This window comes from Methylophaga sp. UBA4204 (assembly GCF_002379485.1).
GTDB lineage: Bacteria > Pseudomonadota > Gammaproteobacteria > Nitrosococcales > Methylophagaceae > Methylophaga.
Genome location: NZ_DFTU01000101.1, coordinates 1 through 2,019 on the forward strand (window position 1 = coordinate 1; position 2,019 = coordinate 2,019).

Sequence of the window (2,019 nt, forward strand, 5' to 3'; positions counted from 1 at the left end):
ATACCTATGGTCATGCATCAGGTGACGAGGTATTACGCCGCTTTGCCAGTCGCCTGAAATCCACTTTGCGAAGCTATGATGTATTGGGACGCTTTGGAGGGGAAGAGTTTTTGGTCGCTTTGCAATTAAAACCGGAAGAGGCAACAGCATCTTTTGAAAGATTAAGATCTGTTATAGCGGATACCCCCATTCCAAGTGGTTCCCAGTTAATTCCGGTAACCATGAGTTGCGGTGTTTGTCTGCTATGGCCTGAAGAGCCTGTGCCGCCGATGGATGTGATTCTACATGCAGCCGATACGGCGTTATACAGAGCAAAAGAGCATGGACGTAATCAGGTGATTTTTACCCATGTTCCCACTTTCCCGGTTGTAGAAGCGGATATTGACGATAAAATTGAATTATAGATAGATAATGTTTTCACGCAATGGTGCCAATCGGGCAAGCAGCTGATTTTGAATGCGGTGAGGGATTCCCTCAGCCTCCATAGCATTAATCAATAAATCCACCAAGTGATTAAAATCACTTTCATTGATATTCATTCCAGTATGGATGTCCACCATATTGTCACCGGTATATTGGCATGGACCGTCTGAGATTGCACAAAAGTGTTCAATAAGATTTTCCCGAAATCGACTGACACGGGCTTCGGCAAAATAATGGAAAATTTGCTCATCCTGTCCAATTTCCCGGATGAGGTTTTCGACAATATTATTCACACCTTGCTCACCTCCCAGTTTGTTATACAAAGTGGGTTCTGATGTGCTGGCACAAGCAGTTAATGCCAAGTAGCAAGCCATAAAAAAGCTATATCGAAATTTTGTGAACATCAAAAGTAACCTGTAACAGAAAAATAAGCCCCTTTCTGGCTTTTGGCTCCGGCAATGCCACCCAAATCCAGCCAGGCTGCCGTCACACTGATAACTTTATTTGGAAACCAGGCCACAAATATGTTGGACCAGTCATCTTCTTTTAAATCAAGGTTATCGGGTTTTTGGCGATATTCAATGCCAAGGGCTAAATGGCGGCCAAATAGAATGGCTGTTGATGCTTCAAGAACAGTTTCGCGCTGATTTCCATGTGCTGCGTTACCAAAACCTAATAATCCAGTTTGATTGGCTTCTGTCGAGCGGGCCGTTACATTCCATAACCAGTTATATCCAGCAATAGCCCCAAGATGTAGTTTACTGGCAGACAGATAAATATCGGTTCCAGAATCATCATCTGCTCCCAATAGAAAGGCAACAGTGGGATCGTCAAGTTTTTTATGCTGAATTCCCAGGCTTATTTGTGGAAATCGACTATAGACAATATCTCCATAAAGTCTTGCTTTGACACCCAGTACTCTTTGCTTGATATCTAGATCTAATGTATCGACATGAAATTTTTGCTTGGCGACTGAGAATTCAATTCGGTCATAGAAAGTAGCCTGTGCACCGCATACACGTAAATCATAATCATCTACGTTTGCACCGCTACAAAATACATTGGCTGCTATTTCATCACGACTACCATAACCGGCTAATTGAGCCCAGGGAACAAAACCGCCACCACCGGTGCCTTCAATTTGGGAAATGCCCGGTGTGGCGATCAACTTGCCATCAGCAGCGTATAGCTGACTAGTGAGTAATACTGTCAGCAGAAAAAGAATAAGTCGCATTATTTTCACCTAACCAAGCAACGAGATCTTCAGCATCTCGTGGTTTACTTATTAAATAGCCTTGAACGCTATCACAACCCATTTCTTGCAAAAGAGAATAGGTCGCGGCATTTTCGACTCCTTCTGCCACCACCTTTAAACCGAGTGAATGAGCCAGAAAGATGGTTGAACGGACAATTTTCTGATCCGTTAGAGAACTATCCAGATTGCGAATAAAACTCATATCCAGCTTGAGTTCATCGACGGGGAGTATTTTTAATTTTGATAAAGATGACTGTCCTATTCCGTAATCATCTACAGCAATCATATACCCGGCATTTTTTAAGGTTTTCAGTACCTCAATACCCAGTGCTTCGTCATAC

At 42.9% G+C, this 2,019-nt stretch carries 4 protein-coding genes; 1 reads left to right on the plus strand and 3 read right to left on the minus strand.

What is annotated here, in order from left to right; genetic code table 11:
* Window positions 1-404, plus strand: a 404-nt coding sequence (locus B3182_RS15100; RefSeq protein ID WP_292753384.1) for a GGDEF domain-containing protein, incomplete at its 5' end; no start/stop codon positions are given.
* Here the strand turns inward: B3182_RS15100 and B3182_RS15105 are convergent.
* The 3 genes from B3182_RS15105 to B3182_RS15115 form a co-directional block, all read right to left on the minus strand.
* A complete protein-coding gene (locus tag B3182_RS15105; protein ID WP_292354161.1) occupies window positions 399-827 on the minus strand; it encodes a group I truncated hemoglobin in 429 nt (142 codons plus the stop codon). The two genes, B3182_RS15100 and B3182_RS15105, sit on opposite strands and share 6 nt — an antisense overlap.
* The gene (locus tag B3182_RS15110; protein ID WP_292354163.1) at window positions 827-1,657 is read right to left on the minus strand and encodes a DUF3034 family protein; all 831 of its coding nucleotides are present in this window, start codon (window positions 1,655-1,657) and stop codon (window positions 827-829) included. Before B3182_RS15110 ends, B3182_RS15105 begins: the two co-directional genes overlap by 1 nt.
* Window positions 1,617-2,019: EAL domain-containing protein (locus B3182_RS15115; RefSeq protein ID WP_292753387.1), on the minus strand; the 403-nt coding region annotated here is incomplete at its 5' end. The genes B3182_RS15110 and B3182_RS15115, both read right to left, overlap by 41 nt.

Excerpts from the sequence above, each read along its gene's own strand:
- B3182_RS15110 (WP_292354163.1), bottom strand. The coding sequence starts at position 1,657 with ATGCGACTTATTCTTTTTCTGCTGACAGTATTACTCACTAGTCAGCTA.
- B3182_RS15105 (WP_292354161.1), bottom strand. The coding sequence starts at position 827 with ATGTTCACAAAATTTCGATATAGCTTTTTTATGGCTTGCTACTTGGCA.